Origin of the sequence: Oceanicaulis sp. UBA2681, assembly GCF_002354675.1 — a bacterium.
In the GTDB taxonomy this organism is placed as follows: Bacteria; Pseudomonadota; Alphaproteobacteria; order Caulobacterales; family Maricaulaceae; genus Oceanicaulis; species Oceanicaulis alexandrii.
In genome coordinates this window covers 103,280-125,018 of record NZ_DEMB01000012.1, presented here as the reverse complement: position 1 = coordinate 125,018, position 21,739 = coordinate 103,280, and the positions used below count along the sequence as shown (strand labels likewise).

Below are 21,739 nucleotides of genomic sequence, written 5' to 3'. Positions count from 1 at the left end.
GATGAGACCATGAAACATTTCAAAGCAGTCCTGATCGCGACGAGCGTTCTCACCCTTGCGGCGTGTGGCGGCCCGGAGGAAAGCCGCGATGTCACAGGCTTTGATCGCGAGTATCAGAGCGTCTTGATGAACGCGCTTCTGGACGCCCAGCCTGGCGACGTCATCGACATTCCGGCGGGCGAATTCATCATCGAGCGCGGTCTGTCGCTGACCGTGGACAATGTGACTTTGCGCGGCGCGGGCATGGACGAGACGGTGCTGTCCTTCGCCGAGCAGCGCCAGGGGGCTGAAGGCCTACTGGTGTCTGGCGTGGACGGGTTCACGCTGGAAAATCTCGCCTTTGAGGACACGGTCGGGGATTCCGTGAAGATTTCTGACTCCTCAGATGTGGTGATCCGCAGTGTGCGCGTGGAATGGACCAATGGTCCGTCTGCGGACAATGGCGCGTATGGCCTGTATCCCGTCCAGTCGACCAATGTGCTGATCGATGGCGCGGTGGCGATCGGAGCGTCGGATGCGGGCATCTATGTGGGCCAGTCTGAAAACGTCATCGTTCGCAATTCGCGCGCCGAATACAATGTCGCCGGCATCGAGATCGAGAACTGCAACAATGCCGATGTCTACGGCAATGTGGCGACGAACAACACCGGCGGCATCCTGATCTTCAACATGCCCAACCTGCCGCGTCCGGGCGCCGGCACGCGGGTGTTTGACAATGACGTTTATGAGAACAACACCGCCAATTTCGGCCATGCCGGCACGCCGGTGGCCAGCGTTCCGGCCGGTTCGGGAATCTTGATCAACTCCAACGATGATGTGGAGATTTTCAACAATCGGCTGCGCGACAATCGCACCGCCCATGTGATCATCTCTTCGCTTTATACCTCTGGCTATGAAGATCTGGGCGTCACCGAAGGCTTTGACCCCTACCCAGAGACCATCCACATCCATTCCAATTCGTATGAAGGCGGCGGCGGCAATCCTGACGGCCTGGAGCTGCAGGCCCTGCGCATCGCCTTGTTTGGCCCGACCGGTCGCATGCCCGGCGTGCTGTGGGACGGCTATGTGGATCAGGACAAGATGGTGGACGGCTCGCTGCCGGACGATCTGCGCCTGTGCGTGAGAGACGCAGAGGTGCTCAATGCGGACGCGCCGAACGGTTTCTCCAGCCCGCAGATGGCGGACGCCGCCTTGTTTGACTGCAGCCATGATCCGCGCCCCGCAGTGGAGCTTGATCTGTGATCAGACGCATCGTCATGAGCCTGTGCGTGAGCGTCCTGCTGGCCGCTTGCGCGCAGGAGGCGCCGCCCGCGCCGCCTCAACCAAGCTTTATCGCCGAGGGACGCCCTGAAACGCTGTCCGACTGGGGTCAACTCGCCGTGGGCGGCGGTGTGCTGGTGCTGGGCGACCAGGTGACGCCGTATACGCTCGCCACGGGACTCTTTACTGATTACGCCCAGAAATTGCGCACGGTGTGGATTCCCGCCAGCGCGGGCCCGGCCGGATATGATCCGGACGTCGCGTTTGACTTCCCCGTGGGCACAGTCATCACCAAGACCTTCTACTATCCGCGTGCGGCAGGCGGATTTGACCGTGTTCTCAAGGCGGAATCGGGCATGGCGCATTATACGGATCGCCAGCTGGATCTGGACGCCGTGCGGCTGATCGAGACCCGGGTGCTGGTGCATCGGGAGACGGGCTGGGAGACTTTGCCCTATGTCTGGAATGACGAGCAGACCGAGGCGCGCCTGTCGCGCGCCGGGGCGTTTGTCGACCTGACCCTGGTGTCTGAGGCGGGCGAGCAGGCGTTGGGCTATCTGGTGCCGAATGTGAACCAGTGCGCAGGGTGCCATGAGACCGATACCACTGACGGCGTCGGCGCGCGTCCCATCGGACCTCGAGCGCGGCATATGAACACCGATTTTGAGTATTTTGACGGTGTGGCGAACCAGATCGACCATTGGTCCGAGCTGGGCTTGCTGGCGGATGCGCCGGCGTCAGAAGACGCGCCGCGCAACGCGTCGTGGAACGGCGAATTGCCGCTGGCGGGCGTCGCGCTGGATGACGCAGCCCGCGCCTATCTCGACATCAATTGCGCCCATTGCCATTCCCTGACCGGACCGGGCGATACGTCCGGTCTGTATCTGGAGGCGTCCGAACCCGTGGGACCGCATCTGGGCATTTGCAAATTGCCGATCGCGGCGGGACGCGGCACGGGCGACCGGCGCTATGACATCGTGCCGGGCTCCTCAGAGGACTCCATTCTCTCCTATCGACTGGCCAGCGTGCAGTCTGATGTGATGATGCCCGAGCTCGGCCGCGCCCTCAGCCATGACGAAGGCGTTGTGCTGATCGCGGCCTGGATTGACGCGATGAGCGGCGGTTGTAGCTAAGCGCTCAGGGTTTAGGGCTTGGCGGGCGAGGCGGCATTGGGCAGAGTGGCTGAAGTTTCACCGCCTGCTCCGGAGCCGCCCATGATCATCCGTTCGCTTGTCCTGTGCGCCGCGTCCGGCCTCGCCCTGACCGCCTGCGCCACCTCCGAACCGGTGTGTCGCCCGGCGGAGATGAGTGAACGGGCCGTCTTCGGCGCCCTGGTCGCTCATGACGAAGCGCGTCTGGCGCAAATGATGGCGCAAGGCCCTGGGGCGGATCGGGTGCGGTCTCTCGACCCTCGCGTGGAAGCGCAGATTTTCGGCGTTCGCATGGGCGATGCCGCCGTGCGCACCGTGCTGATGCAGCCGCCGCTCTGCGTTGTGGACGGGCCTGAAAGCAATGGCGAGCGGATCAGCTATGTGTTCCCGCAAGCGCGGTTCCAGGCCTTGCAGAATCCTGACCTTGAGGGGCTGGAGCGCGGTCGGCCGGGACTTGATCATATCGCCTGCCGGTATCAGGACGGGCCAGACGGCTGGCGTCTCTCAGACGCTTGCCTTCAGACGTTTGCGCCGGTTGCTTCATCCAGCTGATCGGCCCCGCGACTTTTCGCCCGCTGGGCGAGAGGCCTGCTTTCGATACACTGGTCTTCCCATCCTGACAGGGAGGATACACAGATGCCTTTGCACAAAGAGCCGCTCTGGGTGGCCGCTTTCGATGGCGGCAAGGCGATGATCTTTGAAAACACCGGCCCTCGCACGGCGCCAGAGTTGGCGTTGCGGGCAGAGTTTGAGATCGACAATCCGCCAGACCGCGATCAGGTCAGTGACGCGCCGGGACGTCTCGCGGACGGCGCCGGGCGCAGCGGCGGAGCCGGGCTGCCAAAGGGCGTGGCGGTCGGCGCGTCCAGCGTCGAGCATGCCAACGCCCATGATCTCGCCGAGACCGAGTTCGTCAGCGACTTTATTCGTCATTTAAACGCTGAGGCTGAGGCGGAGCGTTTTGGGGAGCTGATCATTCTGGCTGCGCCGCGCGCATTGGGTGTCGCTCGTCCCGTGATGGAGCCGGCGCTGACCGATCGGATTATCGCGCAAGAGCCCAAGGATGTGGTCCGCGAATCCAGTTCTGTGATCGCCGAGCGGGTCGGCGCGATCCTGTTTCCCGATTGAGCAGCCCGACGCAAAGCGTCAGCCTGGACTGGCTTCAGCCTGATCAGGCGTCGTCAGCGGGTCGCGCCAGGCCATCTCGATAAAGGCCCCGGCGCCGGGAGACCCCTCGCCTGCGAGCCCTTGAGAGATGAAGCCCAGCCTGACGTAAAGCGCACGCGCCGGGTTGAGCGGATTGACTTGCAAGGTCAGCGGCACGCGTTGTTGGGAAGCGGCGCCGCAGAGCCCGCGAATGACGATTTCACCAATCCCGCGACCGCGATAGGCGGGCAGGACGTTGATGTCGAGCAGACGGATCTCGTGATCTCGAAAGTCGGCGTATACGCGCCCGACCGGGGCGCCGCACCATTCGATCACAGCGTATTTGGCCAGCGTGAAGGCGTTGAAATAGGCGTCATGTTGCGCGCCGTATTGCTGTTTGTAGACGGTTGCGAGCAAATGATCGTCCACCTGCCCGCGCAACATTTCAAACTCCCAGGCCCGGCCCGCATCATGCACCTGGCGTAAAAAGGCTTCGTCCCGGGCCTGAGCGGGGCGCAAGTGAATGTCGAGCGGATTGACATCCGGTCGTGAGGTTTGGGGCGCAGACATGGGAATCCTGTTTAGCTCAAGGCGTTGGGATTGCGCCATGGTCCGGCGCAATCCCCGTAATGCACCGACTTAACCGAAGATGATTTCGAACAGCGGCTCGTCGCTCGGTCCGACCCTATGGATCAGCAGATCGTGCGAGCCGATCGCATCATGGCTCAGCGCATAAGCGCTCATGGGGTGGAAGTCTTCCGGTCCGCTGAATTCCAGCGTGAACGGCGTCGGCAGGGACGGCGTCGGCGCCTTGCCTTCGGTGACGGTCTTCAGCGTCAGGCTGCGGCCTTCCATGTCAAAGGTTTCACCCACAAGCGGTTTGAAAACGTCTGCTGTCAGCTTTTCGATCGTGGTCATATCAGGTCTTTCTTGATTAGCTGCGCGACGGATAGAGGCCGTACATGCAGATCTGGAAGTTCACGCCCTGATAGGGCGAGCGGACATAGAGCGGATCTCCATCGCCAGTCGTCCCCGTGATGTTGTTCACATTAAATTGCTGGGGAGGGACGGAAATGGGGCCCATTGTTCCGGCTGGGTCGGACATGGTCGTTGCGTAGATCCGGGAGCTCGATGACGTAACGCCCAGATAGGCGTTGTCAGGCGACGTGCCGAAGGCAGGGTCGCTGGAGACAGGCATCGTCGTTGAAACGCCTGTCGTCTGCCCGGTTGCTTGGAAGCTATGGGCGTGAGGGGGCATGTCCAGTTGAGTCAGTTGGGTGTCTTCAATCCCGCCCCTTTGTCCCATGAAGACTGGATTCAGCGGCGGCGCCGAGCCGTGATTGACGGGCTCGCGCCCTCTGAGATCCGGGAGCCCGAAAGAGACTTGGCCATTACCGCCAAACTGTGTGCCGATCAGCGAATAGAGTGTGGAGTTTTGTGCGATTGCGAGCAGGCCGCCGCCGCAATAGCCCCAGTTGCGGATGATGAACCCGCAGCCGAACGCCGAGATCATCGAAATGAATGTGTTCATGGAAGTCTCCCTTCACAGGAGTTCGCCTTGCTGTCAGGCGCTATTGAGCCCCGTCAGAAAGGCTGACGGAACGGGTGAGCGCTAGCTGCGCGAGGGGTAGATGCCAAACATGCAAATCTGGAAGTTCACGCCCTGATACGGGGACCGCACATAAAGATCGTCTCCGAGTCCGGTATTGAACGTGGTGCCGGACACGGAAACAGACTGGGGCGGGATATCGATCGGACCCATCTCACCAGGGGGTGTGGAGAGTGTGGTGGCGTAAATCCGGGTGCTTGAGGTCGTCATGCCCAGATAGTTGCCGTTCGGGTCGGTGCTGAACGCAGGATCTGCCGAAACAGGCAAGGTGGTCACAGCGCCACCCGTAGCGCCCGTAGCGTTGAATGCGTGATTGTGCGGCGGCAGATTAACAGTGCCGATGCTTGTATATTCCAGACCACCCCTTTGCCCGAGACTGACAGGATTCAAGCCGGGGCCGGTCCCGAAATTTACAGGCGCGCGCCCGCGCAAGTCCGGCAGGCCAAAAGTCGTGCGCGCATCGCCACCATAGAAATCACTGATCAGTGAAAACAACGCGTTATTCTGACTGATGGCGATAATGCCGCCGGCGCAGGCGCCCCAATTGCGGATGATGAAATTGCATCCGAACGGGGTGATCATTGAAATGTAGGCGTCCATACGTCCCTCCCTTTTAATTTAGGGAGAGTGACAGACGGACGCCTCACTGCAACTAAAAATTCCCTTATTTGGGGATTTTTTCAACACTGCATCTATTCATAAGGGTGTCCCGATCGGGTCTGGATCAGGCCGCTGAATCGAGATCCGTGCGGAACTTGCCAAGCTCTTCTGACAAGTGCTGGGCCGCAGACCGCAAACCTTCCGCAGCCTCATCAAACTGACCCGCCGCCTGGTTGGCGCGCTCAGCGGCTCCGGACACGGCTGTGACCTCATCGCTGACCCGTCCGGTGGACTGGGCGGCGTCCGCCGCCAGTCGCGCGATCTCGTCAGTGGCGCTGGCTTGCTGGCTGAACGCGTCTCGCGCACTGGAAGAGGCGTCGCGGATATCGCCGATGGTCGAACCAATCTGGTTGAGCGCAGAGCTGGCCGATTCCGCCGCGCTGCGCATGGCGTTGATCTTTTTGTGGATGTCCTCGGTGGCCTTGCCAGTCTGGTCAGCCAGTTCCTTCACTTCGCTGGCCACGACCGCAAAGCCCTTGCCCGCTTCACCGGCGCGGGCCGCTTCAATGGTGGCGTTCAGCGCCAACAGATTGGTCTGCTCGGCGATGTCGCTCACCAGCTTGGCGATGTCTTCGATTTCGCGTGCGGCGGTATGCAGCTCCTGCATCGAGCCGTCCGCCCGACCCGCTTCAGACTCGGCGCGGACAGAAATCTCATCAGAGGTTTCAAGGGTGCGCGTCACTTCTGCAATGGACGCGGCCAGCTCCTGGGCGGCTGACGCCACAGCTTCCACATGCCCGCTGGTCTGGTGGGCCTGATCTGACGCGGAACCGGCGCTGCTCGCCGTGGCGCCTGAATCGGTGCGCAATTGCCCTGCCAGTTCGCTCAACTCACCTGAGGCGGTCTGCAGGCGATCGAGAACATGGCCGACAGTCTGCTCAAACGTGTTGGCGACGCGCGAAATATTTTCGCGCGATTGCTCGCTTTGCGCCTGGCGTTCCTTGTCCGCTTCGAACAGTTGACGCGCCTGGATATTGGCGGCCTCAGCTTCGGTGATGGCCTGGTCGGCGTCGGTGAGCGCTTTCGACACGGCGTGCGCCAGCCAGATCAGAACGGCGGTTTCACCCACCACTACGACCGCGTGAAAGATGACGCGCAGCACGTCGCCGCCGCCGGGGAAAAGCGCGGACGGCAGGATGAAATTCAGACCAAGGTGGTGCACGGCGGTGACGCCGGCGGCGGCGACCAGCGCGCGCCAGTCGCATAGCAAGGTGACCATCGCCAGCGCAGCAAAGAAGGTCATGTGCATGTCAATCTGCCACGCTTCTCCGCCCATCAAATAGGTGAGTGCCGCGGGCAGGCCGACCATGCCCGCTCCTACCACCATGCGGCTGGACGTTTCACGCGGGGTCGTTTTCCAGACGAAGGCGGAGAGGCCAGCGATCAGGGAGAGCAAGATTGCGCCGAACAACGCCTTGCCCATATCCATGAATAACGCTGTGCCCAGATAGATCGGAATGGCGGCGACCTGAATGCCGACGAGCGCCATCATCGCCTTTGATTGCAGAGCTTCAAGACGAGTCATTTAGGTCAGTCCCCCAGTTTGAGATCCGCTGACGGAACATCCGCCAAGAATGATCGGATCTGCAATGATCCACGCCCCTGCGGCGCGGAGCGCCTCGGGGCTGGACGTATCGGTGATATTGACAATCAGGGCGCCGGGCGCTGCGCCGAATCGAACCAGTTCAGCGCCCGCGTCCGCGATGCGCAGCAGCTGTTCAGCCCGGCTCAGGCGCGGATCCAGGAAGACAGCAGCCTGGCCTTGATCCGGGGCGTCCATAATGGCGCCAGTCACAGGTACAGTCGTGATCAGCGCGACCATCAGGCCCAGACAGATTTGAGGCAGGCGTTTCGCCATATGGACGGATTCCCTGAATGATTTCATTCAGGCTTGCGCCAATTTTATTAAGCACTGGTTGAGGACTTGTCCGATTCAACCCCAGGGACCGCCATACTTCCCGCCAGAAGAGGGTTTGTCTGTTCCCGCGTCGCTCCAGGCGCCGAAATCACCCCAGGGGCCGCTGGTGGAGCGCGGCGCCGCGCCGCCCATCCGGCGCAGCCGCGAAATGCGATTCGCCGTGGCCGGGTGGGTTGAGAACAGGTTGTCAGCGCCCTGTCCGTTCAAGGGGTTGATGATGAACATATGGGCGGTGGCCGGGTTGCGCTCGGCGGCCACATTCATGGTCTGACGCGCTCCGCGTTCGATCTTCTCAAGCGCCGAGGCCAGCCAGAGCGGATCGCCGCAAATCTCGGCGCCGCCCTTGTCTGCGTCATATTCACGCGCTCGCGAAATCGCCATTTGCACGAGGCCTGCCGCCATGGGCGCCAGGATCGCCAGAGCGAGCGCACCGATAAAGCCGCCACGGTCACGACCGCCGCCGAAAAACAGCGCGAAATTGGCCAGAAAACCGATGGCGCCCGCCAGCGTCGCAGTGACGGTCATGGTCAGGGTGTCGCGATTGCGCACATGAGCCAGCTCATGGGCCATCACGCCCATCACTTCCTGCCGGTTCAGCGTCGCCAGTAAGCCCGTCGTCGCCGCGACCGCCGCGTTTTGCGGGTCTCGCCCTGTTGCGAACGCGTTGGGTTGATCGGAGTCGATCACATAAACGCAGGGATAGGGCAGGCCGGCGCGATCGGCCATGCCCACCGTATCAGACGCGAACTGGCGCAGGACCGGATCGCGTTCATCAGGCGTGATCTCGCGCGCGCCATGCATCCGCAGCACCATCTTGTCCGCATTCCAATAGGCGAACACATTCATCGCGCCGGCCAGCACCAGAGCGATCATTGCGCCGGCCGCCCCGCCGATCAGATACCCCACGCCCATGAACAAGGCGCTCAGCGCGGCGAGCAGAACGAAAGTGCGAAGCGTGTTAGCGGTCATTGATGGCGTCACCTGTCTTGGCGGAGCGGCCCCCGCGACTTAGGTAATTGGGCGTAGACAAGAAGGACTGCAAGAGATGAGCGATGCAGAAACGCCTGAAGAAGAGGCCCCCCGCAAGCCGTTGAGCGAGGCGGCCAAACGCGCCCTGGCCGAAGCCGAGGAGCGTCGCCGCGAGGCGGAGGCGGAGGCCGAACGCGCCAAAGAACTTGGCGGACCCAAGGGCCCTGAACCCACCCGCTTTGGCGATTGGGAGAAAAAAGGCATCACCTACGATTTCTGAGGCGCCGATCTGGCCGCTTCATCGCTGCGCCCTGTGTGCTATATTGAGACAATGAGCTGTCTTCTCGCCCTCGCCCTGATCGTCAGCGATTCCGCGCCCTTGCTGGGCGGACCCGAGGAGGCGCGCGTTCATACCCGCGTCGTTCAGGAACATCATGAGCGCGCTTACACCTATCAGTCTTCAGCCTATGGGCGTCAGACGCGCGCCGTGACAGCGCCTGATGACGCCGTTGATCGTGTGAAAGCCGGTGACCCGATCCGGCTGGACGCAGGGTTCTTTTATGGTCCGCTGACCGGCGGCGTCGAGCAAGCTCCGTCCCGGATCATCGTGGTGCGCACCCATCACCGCCATCACTGGACCGAGCGCCGCGCGTACTAGAGCGCCCTGAGTGTTTGAGGGGCTGCTCTCACCGAAGGCGGCAGTGTCGCTTTTCCGACTCAGATAATTTTCCTATACTGGCGATATGATCGGATTTATCGCCCTTACCGCGAGCATGTACGCCTCAGTGCACCTTCAAGGTGCAGACCGCATCGCCGGGCCAGTCGCTGCTGATGTGGTCGAGGTGATCGATGGCGACACTATCGCTGTGCGCGCACATATCTGGCCGGGGCATATCGTGGAGACGCGAGTCCGGCTGGATGGCGTTGATACGCCAGAGACCCGACGACCGGAGTGCGAGGCCGAACGCACGGCGGGTCATGAGGCGACCGCCTTTACGCGCGCCTGGCTGGTCGCTCATCCGGACATCAGCTTGCATAATGTACGCTTGGGCAGTTTCGCTGGCCGGGTGATTGCTGACCTGCGCGCACAGGCGCCCACCGAGGCAGAGCCTGCAGGCTTGTCGGACGCCTTGCTGGCGGCGGATTTGGCCGTGCCCTATGGCGAAGACGGCCCCTGGTGCCGCCCAGCGCAAGTCAGCGGTCCCGTGCAATCGCGCCCCCGTTAGACGCCTGACCGGCTCCAGGCGCGTTCGTGAACCGTGTAGGCGAGTGTTTGCACCGCCGGTTCGATCAGGCCGATCGCCAGCGCCGCTTTCCAGTTTTGTGTCAACGCATAGGCCACGCTGATCGCGACGATCAGGTGCATGACGCCATAGGTCACCGGTTTGAACGCCCGCACCGGCAGGTCAAACGGCAGGGCGGTGCGGGGGATGGATTGCAGGATCTCGGTCATCACGGGCTTCCTTATGCGAACTATTCGCAAGAATGAAGATAGGAAGCCGGATTCCATTTGTCATATGAATGCTTCTGATCCAATGGATCGAAAAGCTCTATGGCTATCCTGGCGTAGACTGCACGGATCCGCCCTCGCTGAGGGCCAGTACCTGACCGGCGAGATAGAGCGAGCCGCAGATCACCACGCGCGCGCCTGGATAATCGCTGATGGCGTCGCGCACCGCTTCGGTGAGGTCTGAGGCGGTCTGGGCGGGAAGACCTGCAGTGCGGGCGGCCTCCGCAACAGCGCCGGGGCTCTGCGCGCCGTCACGCCCGCCCTGGAAATCTATGGCGATGACGCGGGCGGCGAGGCCTTCAAAATATGCCAGAAAGCCGGTCGCGTCCTTGTTTTTGGAGAAGGCGCAGATCAGCACCAATGGACGCTCGCGCCCGGCTTCCATCTCCCCCAGGCTGGAGGCGAGGGATTCTGCGGCGGAGAGATTGTGTCCGCCATCAAGCCAGAGCGCGCCTTCGCCCTCGGACACGATCTCGGCCAGCGGCCCGTCAGAAAGGCGCTGCAGGCGCGCGGGCCAGCGCGCGGTTTCAAGCCCTGTGCTGACCGCTTCAGGGCTGTAGCCGCAGGCGCGCGCCGTGGCGGCGGCGACGCCCGCATTGATGATCTGGTGCGACCCGGCGAGGCTGGGCGGGTTGAGATCCCACAGCTCGTCTTCGGCCTCAAACACCAGCCGGTTATGTTCGGTATAGGCGCGGAAATCCTGCTCCCAGATCGAGAGCGGCGCCTTGAGGCGCTCGGCGGCCCGGCGGATTACAGCTTCGGCTTCGGATGTTTGAGGTCCGACGATCACCGGAACGCCCGGCTTGATGATCCCGGCTTTCTCGGCCGCGATGTCCGCGATGGTGTCGCCCAGAAAGTCCTGATGGTCGAGGCTGACCGGGGTGATCACCGTGCATTGGGGTTTGGCCAGCACATTCGTGGCGTCCACCCGCCCCCCAAGGCCGGTCTCAAGGATCAGGCGCTCAGCCGGGGTTTCGGAAAACAGCAAGAAGGCCGCCGCCGTCGTGATTTCAAAGAAAGTGATCTCGTGATCGCCATTGGCGGCCTCACAACGCGCAAACGCGTCTTCAAGCCGGGCGTCATCGACGATCTCGCCCGCCAGCACGATCCGCTCGTTAAAGCGCACCAGATGCGGCGAGGTGTAGACATGGCAGCGCTCGCCGGCGGCCTCAGAAATCGCCTTCAGAAAGGCGCAGGTCGACCCTTTGCCGTTGGTTCCGGCCACATGGATGACGGGCGGCAGACGATCCTGCGGGCGGCCCAGCGCATCAAGCAGACGGCCGATCCGGCCCAGCGACAGGTCGATTTTCTTGGGATGCAGGCGCGAGAGGCGTTGCAGCGCCGCCTCAATGGTTTCAGCGGTCGCCAAAATGCTCTCTCCGCTTATTCAGTTCGCGCCGGGGTGTTGTCCGCGGCGGCGGGACGTTTCAGGAGGGTCCGCATCAGATTGCCCAGCACAGTGCGCAGCTCATGACGATGCACGACCTTGTCCACCATGCCCTTGTCCAGAAGGTATTCAGCGCGCTGGAAGCCTTCGGGCAGTTTCTCGCGAATGGTCTGCTCGATCACGCGCGGACCGGCGAAGCCGATCAGGGCGCCCGGTTCCGCGATCTGCACATCGCCCAGCATGGCGTAAGACGCGGTGACGCCGCCCGTGGTCGGGTCAGTCAGGACCACGAGATAGGGCAGCTTGGCGTCTTTGAGCATTTGAACGCCCAGCGTGGTGCGCGGCATCTGCATCAGCGACAGCGCGCCTTCCTGCATGCGCGCGCCGCCTGCGGCGGTGAACACCACCAGCGGGGTGCGGCGCTCGACGGCGGTTTCGCAGGCCTTGAGGAAGCCCTCGCCTGCGCCCATGCCCAGAGACCCGCCCATGAAGGAGAAGTCCTGAACCAGAACCGTGGTTTCAATGGACTTGATCGAGCCGACGCCGATCGCCATCGCGTCCTCGCGCCCGGTCTTCTTGCGGGCGGCGGCGAGGCGGCTGGTATAGGGCTTGTCGTCCTTGAACTTCAGCGGGTCCTTGGCGACCTCAGGCAGGTCCACCTCGGTGTAATCGCCGTCAAACGTGTATTTGAAGCGCAGGGCCGGGCCGATGCGCATATGGTGGCCGGCGGGGGTGACGTGCTGGGAGGCTTCCAGGTCCTTGTTGAAGACCATCTCGCCCGAAATCGGACACTTCACCCAGAGATTTTCCGGGGTGTCGCGTTTTTCAAACATCTTCTGGACGCCCGGCGGGGTCAGTTTCTGAAGCCAGCTCATATCGCGTCACACCTCTTCAAACACTTTGTATCGCACCGGGCCGAACATGTGCCCCGCTAACGTGCGGAATGGGCGGCGTCCGCCAGGGTTCCGGCGAGATGCAAGGCCTGGTCCACGCCGTTTTGCGCCAGTTCCTCGACAATCGCCGAACCGACCACGACCGCGTCCGCAACCTTGCCGATATCGGCGGCGCGCTCGGGCGTCTTGACGCCAAAGCCCACAGCCACCGGCAAACCCGACGCGGCGCGCACCCGCGCCACAGCCGCCGAAATATCCCCGGTCGAGCCCGATCCTGCGCCGGTCACGCCCGTTGTGGATACGTAATAAACAAATCCGGACGTGTGCGCGACCACTTGCGGCAGACGCTTGTCGTCGGTGGTGGGGGCGGCCAGGCGCACAAAGGACAGGCCGTTCGCATCGAGCGCAGAGCGGAACTCGGCATCTTCCTCGGGCGGGATGTCCACGCAGATCACCCCGTCCGCGCCTGCAGCCGCGGCGTCAGATGCAAACTTTTCATAGCCATAGGCGAAGAACGGATTGGCGTAGCCCATCAGCACCACAGGGGTATCGGCATGGGTCTCGCGGAAGCGTTTGACGATGCCAAGCACGCCGCGAAGTGTCATGCCGCCTTCCAGCGCGCGGATCGCGGCGCGCTGGATGGTCGGCCCGTCCGCCATGGGATCGGTGAAAGGCACGCCCAGCTCGATAACGTCCGCGCCCTTATCGGCGAGGCCTTTCATCATCTCAAGCGTCGTGTTCGCATCGGGATCACCCGCCATGACATAGGCGACAAACCCGGCGCGGTTGTCTGATTTCAAAGCGGCGAAGGTGGGGGCGAGGCGGGTCATGATCTTAAAGCTCCACACCGAGCGCATCGGCGACGGAGAAGACATCCTTGTCGCCGCGGCCGCACATATTCATCAAGATGACGCCGTCCTTGCCCAGTTCTTTCGCGAGATCGCGCACGCGCGCGAGGGCGTGGGCGGGTTCAAGGGCGGGAATAATGCCCTCTTTCTGTGAGCAGAGCTGGAACATCTCAAGCGCCTCGGCATCGGTGGCCGATCGGTATTCCGCCCGTCCCACATCATGCAGGAAGGCGTGTTCCGGCCCGATGCCGGGATAATCAAGACCGGCGGAGATGGAATGGCCTTCGGTGATCTGGCCGTCAGCATCCTGCAGCAGATAGGTCTTGTTGCCGTGAAGAATGCCGGGGCGACCGCCATTCAGGCTCGCCGCATGGTCGGGGGTATCCAGGCCCTTGCCGGCGGCTTCCACCCCGATCAGGCGTACGCTCTCATCTTCGAGGAAGGGGTGGAAGAGGCCCATGGCGTTCGAGCCTCCACCGATACAGGCGACCGCCGCGTCGGGCAGGCGTCCTATACGGTCCAGCATCTGCTCGCGCGCCTCGCGACCGATGACGGACTGGAAATCGCGCACCATGGCCGGATAGGGGTGCGGGCCCGCCACCGTGCCGATGACATAGAAGGTTTCATCGGGATAGGTCACCCAGTCGCGCAGCGCCTCGTTCATGGCGTCTTTCAGCGTGCCGCGCCCGGAGGTGACGGCGTGGATCTTCGCGCCCAGAAGGTTCATGCGGAAGACATTGGGCTTTTGCCGCTTCACATCGGTCGCGCCCATGAACACTTCGCAGGGCAGGCCGAAGCGCGCGGCCACGGTCGCGGTCGCCACGCCATGCTGGCCGGCGCCGGTTTCAGCGATGATGCGGGTCTTGCCCATGCGTTTCGCCAGCAGCACCTGACCCAGGCAGTTATTGATCTTGTGCGCGCCGGTATGGTTGAGCTCGTCGCGCTTGAACCAGATCTTCGCCCCGCCAAACTCTTCAGTCAGACGCTCGGCGAAATAGAGCGGGCTGGGACGACCGATGAAATCACGGCTGAACTCGTCAAACTCGGCGATGAAATCAGGGTCGGTCTTGTAGTGCTCATACGCTTCCTGCAGCGCCAGAATGTTCGGCATCAGAGTCTCGGCCACATAGCGGCCGCCAAACTGTCCGAAACGGCCCTCAGCATCAGGCTGTTGGGAGAAGGCGTTGGGTTGGGTCATGACAGCGGTCTTTCACGACGCTCAGAGCTGCGAGACGCGCAGCCCTGACAGGTTCTAAAGGTCAGCCTCAGAGAAGCCGGTAAAGCGAGGCGGCGCAAGGCGTCAGCGCGCTTTGACTGCAGTGATGAACGCCTTGATTTTGTCTAGACTTTTGACGCCCGGCTCGGCTTCGACGCCTGACACGACATCCACGCCCGGCGCGGCAGATTGAGAGATGGCGTCGGTGACGGTCTCAACCGTCAGCCCGCCCGCCAGAAGCCAGGGTTGGCCGGGATCAAAATCCTTGAGCAGGCTGTAATCCCACGCCTCTCCCAGCCCGCCGGGCCGGTCGGCGTCCTTGGGTGGTTTGGCGTCAAATACGAAGCCGTCCACATGGTCTTTGTAGGTCAGCGCTTTTCGAAAGTCGTCTGACGTGGAGACGCCCAAGGCCTTCCACACCCCGATTTCGGCGTAATGGCGCGCATCCAGGCACCGCATCGGGCTTTCACCGCCATGAAGCTGGATGAAGTCAGGCCGCATATGGCGCAACACCTCGCCCATCAGCATTTCATCGGGATCTACCAGCACGGCGACCGATTTGGCGTCGCCCTTGCGTCGGGCGAGCGCGCCCATTTGCTCCAGCGAGAGATGGCGCGGGCTTTTGGGAAAATGAATGAAGCCCAGATAATCCGCGCCTGCGCCGACTGCGGCGTCTACGGCGTCGGCGGAATTGAGGCCGCAAATCTTGATCAGGGGCGAGCGCATCTGTGTCATGCGCCGGATGTAGCGCTGAAGTCTTGCTCCGCCAAGTCAGGACTGTGTATGGCGGTTAGGCGACCATCCCCACAAGCTGGCTGATGGATTGCGCGCGCGTCGCAGCGGCATAGGCGCCATTGGCCTGAGTGATCTGGGCGGGCTGGGCGCCGCTGAACCCGAACGGCGCGGCTTGCGCCTCCGCCTGTTCGGCGTCTGTCTCTGCGAACGGACTCTGGGTCTCTGGCGATTGCGGACCTGTCGAAGGCTGTGACGGATCGGACGGCGCGTCCCCGCGCGCGACAGCTTCGCGCTCTTCGCGGTCCTGTGCCGCCTGTTCGGCGCGGGCTTGCTGGGCGGCGGCGTCAGCGGCGGCGGCCACCTTGCGATCCTGACCAGACGGTTCAGCCGGCGCCAGGGCGGCGGCCTTGACCACGCGCATTTTCTCGATGGTGGCGGCCGGGTCGCCGGGAATGGGGCTGGCGTCGATCTGCACCTCGCCGCCGACAGCGTATTGCTTGCCGTCCGGGCCTTGCTGGAAGCTGTAAGACGGCGCGCTGGCGTATTGCCCGCCCGCCGCCTGGTGCGCCTGTTCGTGCTGACGCACTTCGCGGTCGCGCTTCTTCAGCTCGGCGACCTGTTTTTGCTCGGCGTCCGAAAGCTGTTCGCCGGGCTGAGAGGCCTTGGCGCTGCTGGCTTGCGGCGCGACTGACGCCGGGTCGCTGAGCTTCTGCGCGGCGGCGGACAGGGAGACCGGGTCATTGATCGCCGTGCGGGTTGAGGCTGCAGCGGCGGAGCGATCAGAAGATGGAGTCAGCCGGTTCGCTTGAGCGGTCAGCTCACGCGTTGGGAAGGCAGCGCCCGGCCCGGCCATGAAAGCCGGATCAGCGCCGCCCAAGCTCACGGGCGAAAGCGCCATGGATCATCCCGACAGATACAACCTGCCGGAGAGAATGAAGGACAACCCTTAAAGCTTTGGTAATGCGGGTTAAGGCTTAGGCCTTGCCGTCCACGCGTTCGCGCAGCTCTTTGCCGGTCTTGAAGAACGGCACGTGCTTTTCCTTCACCGACACCGGGTCGCCTGTCCGCGGGTTGCGGCCCTGGCGCGGCGGGCGATTGCGGACGGAAAAGGCGCCAAAGCCGCGCAATTCCACACGATCGCCGCGCTCAAGCGCCTGGGTGATCTCTTCCAGCACCGTGTTGACCACCCGCTCCAGATCCTTCTGGTAGAGGTGCGGATTGTCTTCGGCGAGCTTCTCGATGAGTTCGGATTTGATCATGGTGCAGTCCCCTTGCAGACCATCAGTGTAGGAACACCACGAGAGCGCCGTCAATCGGCAAGCCGGGGTTGCAGGCAAAAAAGAACCCCCAATGCAGGGCATTGGGGGTTCCAGCTCCCTCAGACGGGGAGGTTCAGCCGGTCAGAGGACTAGTCCTCGTCCTGACCTTTCAGTGCGGCGCCCAGGATATCGCCCAGGGACGCGCCGGAGTCAGAAGACCCGTACTGTTCGACGGCTTCTTTCTCTTCCGCCATTTCCAGCGCCTTGATGGACACGGAAACGCGGCGAGACGCCTTGTCGATATTGGTGACGCGTGCGTCGACCTTGTCGCCGACCGCAAAGCGCTCGGGACGTTGCTCGGCGCGATCGCGCGAGATGTCGGACTTGCGGATGAACGCCTTGACCAGGTTGTCCGGGCCCAGGCTGACTTCCACGCCGCCGGTGGTGATTTCGGTGACGGTGCAGGTCACGGTCTCGCCGCGCTTGAAGCCGCCTTCGTCCATCGGGTCGCCGCCGAGCTGCTTGACGCCCAGGGAGACACGTTCTTTCTCGACATCCACGTCCAGAACCTTGGCGCGCACGGAGTCGCCTTTCTTGTAGTCCTGGATGGCGTCTTCGCCCGAACGATCCCAGTCGAGATCGGACAGGTGAACCATGCCGTCGATTTCGTCGTCGACGCCGATGAACAGACCGAATTCGGTGATGTTCTTGACTTCGCCTTCGACTTCAGAGCCGACCGGGTGCGCTTCCGCGAACACTTCCCACGGATTGCGCTGGGTCTGCTTGATGCCCAGAGAAACGCGGCGTTTGTCCGGATCCACGTCGAGCACCATCACGTCCACTTCCTGGGAGGTGGAGACGATTTTGCCCGGATGGACGTTCTTCTTGGTCCAGCTCATCTCGGAGACGTGCACCAGGCCTTCGACGCCCGGCTCCAGCTCCACGAACGCGCCGTATTCGGCGATGTTCGTCACGCGGCCTTTGAACACAGCGCCGTTCGGGTATTTCAGCGCCACGCCGTCCCACGGGTCGGACTGCAGCTGCTTCATGCCGAGCGAGATGCGCTGGGTGTCTTTGTTGATCTTGATGATCTGCACCTGAACGGTCTGACCGACTTCGACCACTTCGCTCGGATGGCCCACACGCGACCAGCTCATGTCGGTGACGTGCAGCAGGCCGTCAATGCCGCCCAGATCCACGAACGCACCGTAATCGGTGATGTTCTTGACGACGCCTTCGCGCACTTCGCCTTCGGCCAGCTGACCGACGAGCTCGGCACGCTGCTCGGCGCGGGATTCTTCCAGAACAGCGCGGCGTGACACCACGATATTGCCGCGCGGACGGTCCATTTTCAGGATCGCGAACGGCTGTTCCTTGTTCATCAGAGGCGCGACGTCGCGCACCGGACGGATGTCCACCTGAGAGCCCGGCAGGAAGGCCGAAGCGCCGCCCAGATCCACGGTGAAGCCGCCCTTGACGCGGCCCACGATGGCGCCGTTGACCGGCTCTTTGGATTCGAACGTCTTCTCCAGACGGTCCCAGGCTTCTTCGCGACGGGCTTTGTCGCGCGACAGGACAGCTTCACCGAGCGCGTTTTCGATGCGCTCAAGGTAGATGTCGACCTGTTCGCCCAGTTTCGGCGCTTCCGAGCCGGGACCGGTGAATTCGCGCAGGGCCACGCGGCCTTCGGTTTTCAGACCGACGTCGATGACGACGGTGTCGTGCAGCACGGCGGTGACGGTGCCGCGCACGACAGCGCCTTCCATCAGGTCGCGGCCAGCAAGGCTCGCTTCCAGCATTGACGCGAAATCATCGCGGCTCGGGGCCGAGGTTTGGGTGTCAGACATATTAGAGGATGGCTCCAGGGGTTATCGTCGTTTCCGGCCGGCCGGTTGGTTCCGGCGGTCTTGCCGCGCGCAGCGGCTGGAAATCTCCAAAGCAGCCGCGAACGGCCGGAATACGCTTTCAAAATGAGCGGAGCGAAACGACAGGGCGGCGCACATCGTGCCGTGGGTCTGAACCGACAAACATGAAGGATGCGCACGCCTGGCCGCGGAACATCGCCCGCCCGGCGAACGACCGGCTTGCTGACGCAGGGTGAGCGCAGCAAGACAATCGCGCGCGGACTTACCGCAAATTCGCTGTCAGGGCAAGGCGTGCAGCCCTTTGAAGCTGACTCAATCGGCGCCGATCTCAGCGCCCAGAACGGCCATGTGATCGAAAAAGTCCGGATAGCTGGTGGCGATCATGCTCACATCATCGACGCTCACCGGCGCTTGCGCGCCGCAGCCCATGATCAGGGCGCTCATGGCAAGGCGATGATCATGATGGGTTTTAACGCTTCCGCCACCCGGAACGCCGTCTCTGCCGCAGCCATGAACGACAAGGCTGTCCTCGCCCAGCTCGACCTTGACGCCATTGGTTTCCAGCAGGGCGGCGCTGGCCGCAAGGCGATCACTCTCCTTGGCGCGTAATTCCTCCAGCCCCTTCATCACCGTCACGCCGTCCGCAAAGGCGGCGATGACGGACAGGATGGGGTATTCGTCGATCATGGACGGGGCGAGGGCGGCGGGAACCTCCACGCCTTTCAGCGCGCCCGATTTCACCGTGATGTCCACAAGCTGCTCGCCGCAGCGCTCGCCCGCCGGGGTCAAATGGATGTCGGCGCCCATCATCTTGAGCACCTGGTACAGGCCGAAGCGTGCGGGGTTGGTCATGACGCCGGTGATCGTGACCTCGCTTCCTGACGTGACGAGGGCGGCGGCCAGGGGGAAGGCGGCGGATGACGGGTCGCCGGGGATGGAGACGTTCGCCGGGGTCAGCGTCTTGCCGCCGCGCACGCGCGCAATCAGCCCCTCCCCCTCACGCTCCACGCTGAGGTCCGCGCCATAGACAGGCGCCATGATTTCCGTGTGATCGCGGGTGGCGCGCGGCTCGCGCACGATTGTTTCGCCTTGCGCGCCCAGCCCCGCCAGAAGAATGGCGCTTTTCACCTGGGCGGAGGCGACGGGCGGCGTGTAGTCAATCGGATCGAGATGATTTGAGCCGCGCAGGGTCACCGGCAAGCGGCCGCCATCGCTGGACTGGCTTTTGACGCCCATGCGCGCCAGCGGATCAAGCACCCGCGCCATCGGGCGCGAGGACAGGCTTTCATCGCCGACAAACTCCGCCTTGAGCTCGAACCGGCTCGCGGCGCCCATCAGCAAGCGCACGCCTGTGCCCGAATTGCCCAGATCCAGAGGTTGGGCCGGGCTGGTCCAGCGGCCTTGCCCGATAACGCGCCAGGCGCCGGGCCCTTCACGCTCGACCGTTGCGCCCAGGGCGGCGACGGCGCCGGCGGTCGCCAGCACGTCCTCGCTCTCCAGAAGGCCCTCAATTCGACTTTCTCCGTCCGCCAGCGCAGAAAATATCAGTGCGCGATGCGAGCATGACTTGTCCGCGGCCGCCTGAAGACGTCCTTTCAGGGCATTGACAGGCCGGGCGGTTTTTGGCCCGTTTGCGGTCGAGGACGGGGAAGGCGTGGCGTGTGTCATGCGGACTCCGCAGGTGTGCAGATGTGGGAAGGCTTCAATCGGGTTTTGACAGCCGCTCCAGAACATGGCAACTGGCGCGCCGATTTGATCGCCCTTCTCTGTGAAAGGATTTGGACTCGTGGCGAAAGCTGAACTTGGCACCAAGCGCGTTTGTCCGGAAACCGGAAAAAAATTCTACGACCTGAACAAAGACCCGATTGTGTCGCCGTTCACGGGCATGGAATATCCGCTTTCCTACTACGAGGAAGTCTCCGCAACCCTGACGAAGAAGGCTCCCAAGCCCGAACCGGAAGAAGAGAAAGAGGCTGAGGCGGAAACGGATGATTCCTCTGATGAAGAGGAAGATGACGACGCGCCTGAGCTCGATGAAGAGCCCATTGATCTGGGTGGCGATGAGGATGAGGACGAGGCGCCGGTCGCCAAGCGCGCCACACCCGCCGATGATGATCTGGACGGCTTCTCCGACGACGAAGCTGACCTGGATGATGATGACGACGACAGCGTTCTCCTCGGCGATGACGACGATGATCTGGATGACGACATCGCACTCAAGGATGACGACGACGTCTGATCCGGGTCACTGCCATTGACTGCGCCAAGTGCTGAAAACAGGCTTGATTGCAGTGAAAGGCGCGGATAACGTCCGCGCTCTCGAAACGGCGGGGCCCCAATCCCGCCCGCTTCGCAAAGCGTTTCGGGGCCATAGCTCAGTTGGGAGAGCGCTTGCATGGCATGCAAGAGGTCGTCGGTTCGATTCCGTCTGGCTCCACCAAAAAAGAACCCCTGCGCTCTGCGCGGGGGTTTTTCTTTGTCGCGATTGCAGCGCAGACGCATGCCTTGAACGTTTTGACAAGAAAACCCATGTCATTCTCCAAGATAACAATGCATGAGGCGTTGGATGGACATGGAAACAGATCTGACACTGGATACGACGCCGACGGTGTATGTACGCACGATCGACGCGTCTGAAGTGATGGAGCAAGCGGCGAACGCCGGGGTCAAACTGGACTCTGACGCCACGCTGTACGCCATTCACGATGAGAACGGCCAGCGCATGGCGGTGTTCTCTGACCGCGAGGCGGCCTTTGCGGCGGCCCGTGATCATGGCGCGGAACCGGTCAGCGTTCACTAAGGCTCGGTCTATCTTTTGAACAGAACGCCCTCTGCTCGTGCAGGGGGCGTTGTTGTGTGTAAAGAGCGGTTTGCCTCCGCAAGAGGTCGCGGCTAAACCCTTTTTCATGAGAGGCTATTTCGCAGTCGGCGTTGAGGGAATCTCCAAGGCGCGCAATCTGGGCGCAGTCATGCGCACCGCACACGCCTTTGGCGGCAGCTTCGTGTTCACCGTGGGCGCGGCCAACCGCGCGCGCGAGATGTTTCAGACCGACACCGCCAAGACCACCCAGAACCTGCCCTATTACGACTGGGAGAGCGTGGATGACATGGCGCTGCCGCGCGGTTGCCAGATCGTTGGTGTGGAGCTGACAGATGACGCGGTGGAGCTGCCAAGCTTCCGCCATCCGCGCATGGCCGCTTATGTTCTGGGCAAGGAACGTGGCGATCTCAGCCCCGCCATGCTCGAGCGATGCTCGCATGTGGTGAAAATCCCCACCAAATTCTGCGTGAATCTGTCCGTGGCCGCGGCCAT

Annotated in this window: 27 protein-coding genes and 1 tRNA gene; 11 read left to right on the top strand and 17 right to left on the bottom strand. The window is 62.7% G+C overall.

Features of this window, described 5'->3' with window-relative positions; all coding sequences use genetic code 11:
• The first annotated feature begins 9 nt into the window (after window positions 1-9).
• The 4 genes from B3M53_RS10115 to B3M53_RS10100 all read left to right on the top strand — a co-directional run bounded on the left by B3M53_RS10115 (window position 10) and on the right by B3M53_RS10100 (window position 3,539).
• A complete protein-coding gene (locus B3M53_RS10115) occupies window positions 10-1,242 on the top strand; it encodes a parallel beta-helix domain-containing protein (protein WP_286800323.1) in 1,233 nt (410 codons plus the stop codon).
• Between the two features lie 26 nt (window positions 1,243-1,268).
• A complete protein-coding gene (locus B3M53_RS10110) occupies window positions 1,269-2,393 on the top strand; it encodes an SO2930 family diheme c-type cytochrome (RefSeq protein WP_286800322.1) in 1,125 nt (374 codons plus the stop codon).
• Window positions 2,394-2,474: 81 nt separating this feature from the next.
• On the top strand, window positions 2,475-2,963 hold the full coding sequence (locus B3M53_RS10105; protein ID WP_022700981.1) for a hypothetical protein: 489 nt from the start codon (window positions 2,475-2,477) through the stop codon (window positions 2,961-2,963).
• Window positions 2,964-3,047: 84 nt separating this feature from the next.
• Complete coding sequence (locus B3M53_RS10100) at window positions 3,048-3,539, top strand: host attachment protein (protein WP_022700982.1); 492 nt, start codon at window positions 3,048-3,050, stop codon at window positions 3,537-3,539.
• A gap of 18 nt (window positions 3,540-3,557) precedes the next feature.
• Here the strand turns inward: B3M53_RS10100 and B3M53_RS10095 are convergent, their stop codons facing one another.
• The 7 genes from B3M53_RS10095 to htpX form a co-directional block, all read right to left on the bottom strand.
• Window positions 3,558-4,127, bottom strand: a complete 570-nt coding sequence (locus B3M53_RS10095; protein WP_160092974.1) for a GNAT family N-acetyltransferase — start codon at window positions 4,125-4,127, stop codon at window positions 3,558-3,560.
• Window positions 4,128-4,196: 69 nt separating this feature from the next.
• Window positions 4,197-4,475, bottom strand: coding sequence for a DUF6916 family protein (locus tag B3M53_RS10090; RefSeq protein ID WP_286800321.1), 279 nt, complete (start codon window positions 4,473-4,475; stop codon window positions 4,197-4,199).
• Between the two features lie 16 nt (window positions 4,476-4,491).
• Window positions 4,492-5,088, bottom strand: a complete 597-nt coding sequence (locus tag B3M53_RS10085; protein ID WP_022700985.1) for a phage tail protein — start codon at window positions 5,086-5,088, stop codon at window positions 4,492-4,494.
• Window positions 5,089-5,169: 81 nt separating this feature from the next.
• Window positions 5,170-5,766, bottom strand: a complete 597-nt coding sequence (locus B3M53_RS10080) for a phage tail protein (RefSeq protein ID WP_286800320.1) — start codon at window positions 5,764-5,766, stop codon at window positions 5,170-5,172.
• Window positions 5,767-5,890: 124 nt separating this feature from the next.
• The gene (locus tag B3M53_RS10075) at window positions 5,891-7,351 is read right to left on the bottom strand and encodes a methyl-accepting chemotaxis protein (protein ID WP_022700987.1); all 1,461 of its coding nucleotides are present in this window, start codon (window positions 7,349-7,351) and stop codon (window positions 5,891-5,893) included.
• The gene (locus B3M53_RS10070; protein WP_022700988.1) at window positions 7,352-7,684 is read right to left on the bottom strand and encodes a hypothetical protein; all 333 of its coding nucleotides are present in this window, start codon (window positions 7,682-7,684) and stop codon (window positions 7,352-7,354) included. It abuts the gene before it with no gap.
• A 75-nt stretch (window positions 7,685-7,759) separates the two neighbouring features.
• Window positions 7,760-8,713 carry a zinc metalloprotease HtpX gene (gene htpX / locus B3M53_RS10065; RefSeq protein ID WP_286800318.1) on the bottom strand — a complete coding sequence of 318 codons (954 nt, stop codon included), beginning with the start codon at window positions 8,711-8,713 and terminating at the stop codon, window positions 7,760-7,762.
• 76 nt (window positions 8,714-8,789) lie between these two features.
• Between htpX and B3M53_RS10060 the strand changes: the two genes are divergently transcribed.
• The 3 genes from B3M53_RS10060 (at window position 8,790) to B3M53_RS10050 (ending at window position 9,939) form a co-directional block, all read left to right on the top strand.
• Window positions 8,790-8,993: a DUF1674 domain-containing protein gene (locus B3M53_RS10060; RefSeq protein ID WP_022700990.1), complete on the top strand. Its 204-nt coding sequence runs from the start codon at window positions 8,790-8,792 to the stop codon at window positions 8,991-8,993.
• A gap of 51 nt (window positions 8,994-9,044) precedes the next feature.
• Window positions 9,045-9,371 (top strand): hypothetical protein, encoded by a 327-nt coding sequence (locus B3M53_RS10055; protein ID WP_022700991.1) that lies wholly within the window; start codon window positions 9,045-9,047, stop codon window positions 9,369-9,371.
• 85 nt (window positions 9,372-9,456) lie between these two features.
• Window positions 9,457-9,939: a thermonuclease family protein gene (locus B3M53_RS10050; RefSeq protein WP_286800316.1), complete on the top strand. Its 483-nt coding sequence runs from the start codon at window positions 9,457-9,459 to the stop codon at window positions 9,937-9,939.
• Here B3M53_RS10050 and B3M53_RS10045 read toward each other — a convergent pair.
• The 10 genes from B3M53_RS10045 to aroA all read right to left on the bottom strand — a co-directional run bounded on the left by B3M53_RS10045 (window position 9,936) and on the right by aroA (window position 20,094).
• Window positions 9,936-10,166 carry a DUF2061 domain-containing protein gene (locus B3M53_RS10045; protein WP_286800315.1) on the bottom strand — a complete coding sequence of 77 codons (231 nt, stop codon included), beginning with the start codon at window positions 10,164-10,166 and terminating at the stop codon, window positions 9,936-9,938. The genes B3M53_RS10050 and B3M53_RS10045 overlap by 4 nt on opposite strands.
• 103 nt (window positions 10,167-10,269) lie before the next feature.
• Entirely contained in the window at window positions 10,270-11,592 is a 1,323-nt protein-coding gene (locus tag B3M53_RS10040; RefSeq protein WP_286800314.1) for a bifunctional folylpolyglutamate synthase/dihydrofolate synthase, read from the bottom strand.
• 14 nt (window positions 11,593-11,606) lie between these two features.
• Window positions 11,607-12,485, bottom strand: a complete 879-nt coding sequence (locus B3M53_RS10035) for an acetyl-CoA carboxylase carboxyltransferase subunit beta (protein WP_022700995.1) — start codon at window positions 12,483-12,485, stop codon at window positions 11,607-11,609.
• Window positions 12,486-12,541: 56 nt separating this feature from the next.
• Entirely contained in the window at window positions 12,542-13,333 is a 792-nt protein-coding gene (gene trpA / locus B3M53_RS10030) for a tryptophan synthase subunit alpha (RefSeq protein WP_286800313.1), read from the bottom strand.
• 4 nt (window positions 13,334-13,337) lie between these two features.
• Window positions 13,338-14,549 carry a tryptophan synthase subunit beta gene (trpB, locus tag B3M53_RS10025; RefSeq protein WP_022700997.1) on the bottom strand — a complete coding sequence of 404 codons (1,212 nt, stop codon included), beginning with the start codon at window positions 14,547-14,549 and terminating at the stop codon, window positions 13,338-13,340.
• Between the two features lie 102 nt (window positions 14,550-14,651).
• Entirely contained in the window at window positions 14,652-15,302 is a 651-nt protein-coding gene (locus tag B3M53_RS10020; RefSeq protein ID WP_286800312.1) for a phosphoribosylanthranilate isomerase, read from the bottom strand.
• Window positions 15,303-15,357: 55 nt separating this feature from the next.
• Window positions 15,358-16,200 (bottom strand): putative metalloprotease CJM1_0395 family protein, encoded by an 843-nt coding sequence (locus tag B3M53_RS10015; protein WP_286800311.1) that lies wholly within the window; start codon window positions 16,198-16,200, stop codon window positions 15,358-15,360.
• A 76-nt stretch (window positions 16,201-16,276) separates the two neighbouring features.
• The gene (locus B3M53_RS10010) at window positions 16,277-16,561 is read right to left on the bottom strand and encodes an integration host factor subunit beta (RefSeq protein ID WP_022701000.1); all 285 of its coding nucleotides are present in this window, start codon (window positions 16,559-16,561) and stop codon (window positions 16,277-16,279) included.
• A 149-nt stretch (window positions 16,562-16,710) separates the two neighbouring features.
• Complete coding sequence (rpsA, locus tag B3M53_RS10005; protein WP_022701001.1) at window positions 16,711-18,408, bottom strand: 30S ribosomal protein S1; 1,698 nt, start codon at window positions 18,406-18,408, stop codon at window positions 16,711-16,713.
• 330 nt (window positions 18,409-18,738) lie between these two features.
• A complete protein-coding gene (gene aroA / locus B3M53_RS10000) occupies window positions 18,739-20,094 on the bottom strand; it encodes a 3-phosphoshikimate 1-carboxyvinyltransferase (RefSeq protein ID WP_022701002.1) in 1,356 nt (451 codons plus the stop codon).
• Between the two features lie 118 nt (window positions 20,095-20,212).
• On the opposite strand from aroA, the gene B3M53_RS09995 reads away from it, so the two are divergent.
• The 4 genes from B3M53_RS09995 to B3M53_RS09980 all read left to right on the top strand — a co-directional run.
• A complete protein-coding gene (locus B3M53_RS09995; RefSeq protein ID WP_286800310.1) occupies window positions 20,213-20,665 on the top strand; it encodes a TIGR02300 family protein in 453 nt (150 codons plus the stop codon).
• Between the two features lie 125 nt (window positions 20,666-20,790).
• A tRNA-Ala gene (locus B3M53_RS09990) sits at window positions 20,791-20,866 on the top strand.
• Window positions 20,867-20,992: 126 nt separating this feature from the next.
• Complete coding sequence (locus tag B3M53_RS09985) at window positions 20,993-21,226, top strand: DUF1150 family protein (protein WP_022701004.1); 234 nt, start codon at window positions 20,993-20,995, stop codon at window positions 21,224-21,226.
• Between the two features lie 106 nt (window positions 21,227-21,332).
• A partial coding sequence (locus B3M53_RS09980; protein ID WP_286800309.1) for a TrmH family RNA methyltransferase occupies window positions 21,333-21,739 on the top strand: 407 nt, incomplete at its 3' end.

Coding starts and splice junctions, on each gene's coding strand:
- htpX (WP_286800318.1), bottom strand. CDS start 8,713: ATGACCGCTAACACGCTTCGCACTTTCGTTCTGCTCGCCGCGCTGAGC.
- B3M53_RS10010 (WP_022701000.1), bottom strand. CDS start 16,561: ATGATCAAATCCGAACTCATCGAGAAGCTCGCCGAAGACAATCCGCAC.
- trpB (WP_022700997.1), bottom strand. CDS start 14,549: ATGACCCAACCCAACGCCTTCTCCCAACAGCCTGATGCTGAGGGCCGT.
- B3M53_RS10055 (WP_022700991.1), top strand. CDS start 9,045: ATGAGCTGTCTTCTCGCCCTCGCCCTGATCGTCAGCGATTCCGCGCCC.
- B3M53_RS10105 (WP_022700981.1), top strand. CDS start 2,475: ATGATCATCCGTTCGCTTGTCCTGTGCGCCGCGTCCGGCCTCGCCCTG.
- B3M53_RS10085 (WP_022700985.1), bottom strand. CDS start 5,088: ATGAACACATTCATTTCGATGATCTCGGCGTTCGGCTGCGGGTTCATC.
- B3M53_RS10080 (WP_286800320.1), bottom strand. CDS start 5,766: ATGGACGCCTACATTTCAATGATCACCCCGTTCGGATGCAATTTCATC.
- B3M53_RS10035 (WP_022700995.1), bottom strand. CDS start 12,485: ATGAGCTGGCTTCAGAAACTGACCCCGCCGGGCGTCCAGAAGATGTTT.
- B3M53_RS10015 (WP_286800311.1), bottom strand. CDS start 16,200: ATGGCGCTTTCGCCCGTGAGCTTGGGCGGCGCTGATCCGGCTTTCATG.
- B3M53_RS10045 (WP_286800315.1), bottom strand. CDS start 10,166: ATGACCGAGATCCTGCAATCCATCCCCCGCACCGCCCTGCCGTTTGAC.
- B3M53_RS10075 (WP_022700987.1), bottom strand. CDS start 7,351: ATGACTCGTCTTGAAGCTCTGCAATCAAAGGCGATGATGGCGCTCGTC.
- B3M53_RS10060 (WP_022700990.1), top strand. CDS start 8,790: ATGAGCGATGCAGAAACGCCTGAAGAAGAGGCCCCCCGCAAGCCGTTG.
- rpsA (WP_022701001.1), bottom strand. CDS start 18,408: ATGTCTGACACCCAAACCTCGGCCCCGAGCCGCGATGATTTCGCGTCA.
- trpA (WP_286800313.1), bottom strand. CDS start 13,333: ATGACCCGCCTCGCCCCCACCTTCGCCGCTTTGAAATCAGACAACCGC.
- B3M53_RS10020 (WP_286800312.1), bottom strand. CDS start 15,302: ATGACACAGATGCGCTCGCCCCTGATCAAGATTTGCGGCCTCAATTCC.
- B3M53_RS10100 (WP_022700982.1), top strand. CDS start 3,048: ATGCCTTTGCACAAAGAGCCGCTCTGGGTGGCCGCTTTCGATGGCGGC.
- aroA (WP_022701002.1), bottom strand. CDS start 20,094: ATGACACACGCCACGCCTTCCCCGTCCTCGACCGCAAACGGGCCAAAA.
- B3M53_RS09985 (WP_022701004.1), top strand. CDS start 20,993: ATGGACATGGAAACAGATCTGACACTGGATACGACGCCGACGGTGTAT.
- B3M53_RS10115 (WP_286800323.1), top strand. CDS start 10: ATGAAACATTTCAAAGCAGTCCTGATCGCGACGAGCGTTCTCACCCTT.
- B3M53_RS10050 (WP_286800316.1), top strand. CDS start 9,457: ATGATCGGATTTATCGCCCTTACCGCGAGCATGTACGCCTCAGTGCAC.
- B3M53_RS10070 (WP_022700988.1), bottom strand. CDS start 7,684: ATGGCGAAACGCCTGCCTCAAATCTGTCTGGGCCTGATGGTCGCGCTG.
- B3M53_RS10095 (WP_160092974.1), bottom strand. CDS start 4,127: ATGTCTGCGCCCCAAACCTCACGACCGGATGTCAATCCGCTCGACATT.
- B3M53_RS10090 (WP_286800321.1), bottom strand. CDS start 4,475: ATGACCACGATCGAAAAGCTGACAGCAGACGTTTTCAAACCGCTTGTG.